The sequence below is a fragment of the bacterium genome (assembly GCA_009926305.1).
GTDB lineage: Bacteria > Bdellovibrionota_C > UBA2361 > UBA2361 > RFPC01 > RFPC01.
In genome coordinates, this window is sequence record RFPC01000272.1 from 1 (window position 1) to 1078 (window position 1078).

3 protein-coding genes are annotated in these 1078 nt (G+C 48.0%); 2 read left to right on the forward strand and 1 reads right to left on the reverse strand.

Annotated features, from left to right (window positions below):
• Positions 1 to 114 precede the first annotated feature (114 nt).
• Together EBR25_14480 and EBR25_14485 are read left to right on the forward strand one after the other, a co-directional pair.
• The gene (locus EBR25_14480; protein ID NBW42175.1) at positions 115 to 465 is read left to right on the forward strand and encodes a hypothetical protein; all 351 of its coding nucleotides are present in this window, start codon (positions 115 to 117) and stop codon (positions 463 to 465) included.
• Entirely contained in the window at positions 462 to 773 is a 312-nt protein-coding gene (locus EBR25_14485; GenBank protein NBW42176.1) for a hypothetical protein, read from the forward strand. Before EBR25_14480 ends, EBR25_14485 begins: the two co-directional genes overlap by 4 nt.
• Before the next feature lie 37 nt (positions 774 to 810).
• Here EBR25_14485 and EBR25_14490 read toward each other — a convergent pair.
• A partial coding sequence (locus EBR25_14490) for an XRE family transcriptional regulator (protein ID NBW42177.1) occupies positions 811 to 1078 on the reverse strand: 268 nt, incomplete at its 5' end.

Sequence of the window (1078 nt, forward strand, 5' to 3'; positions counted from 1 at the left end):
GCGCAAGCCCAAGAAGGATATGAGCGATGAATACTATATGGGCTTCTTTAAGGAGTTGATTGGAGAGGAAGAAGAGGAAGAGGAAATGGAGGATAGCTCCTGCGGAAAAAAGCGCTGAGGGGCGATGCTGAAAGCTTTGCCCCTCCTGCGGCTGTAAGAGCTGCTGCTCGTCGCGGACTAGAACTGCGCAAGAAGCACGGCAAAGGTGGCTTGACAACGCAGGAAGCGGGCAAGCAGGGCATTGGAAGCGGCGTTGCTCGCGCTGGCAATTTAGCAGGCGGAAGCAAAATTAGCTTTGCGATGATCAAGCGCATGTCGGCATTTTTCTCTCGCCATGAAAAGAATAAAAGTGGTGGAGAAGATGACGCGGGTTATATTGCATGGCTTTTATGGGGAGGCGATGCTGGTAGGGCATGGGCAAATCGCATCATTAAGATGGTAGAGAGTCGCAAAAAAGACCAATGAGCGAATACGTGCGTGTCATCGAAGAAGAGGACGAAGGTATTGGTCTTTTAAAGGCTCTCTCTATTCTTTCCGCTAACGAGCATCGCAACACTTCACGATGGGAACTAGTGGAGAAGCAATGTTTTAAGAATGGGCGGCTAGACGAAACACACATCTATGTGATGAGCGTCTACGAAAAGCCTGATGAGCATTTTGAGCCGACAAAGTTCCTCACTTTTGAAATTGAGGCAATGGCAAAGTCTTACATCATGGAAGACATTGAAAATCAGCTTGCCAGCATTCGTGGCGAAGACGACGAGGAGGATTGATTATTGATTTTCTTAATACGCGGCATTTATTAAGAAATCAATTAATTTTTGCAATGAAAGATGGGTAGCCCATCAGCCACAACACGCTGATTCCATAGAGGCCGCTAAGAGTGCGAATTTGCACGCAATCTGGTGGAGCAGTGCCTTTTTCAATGCGGCAATAAGAGCTTTGGCTGATGTGAAGTTCTTTTGCCACGTCATGCTGTGTGAGCCCAGCATTAAGGCGAGCTTCTTTAATGCGACTCGCAATGAGAATGCGAGCTTCTTGATGGGGAAGTTTAAGAGCATCCGTCGTGCTACGCGCC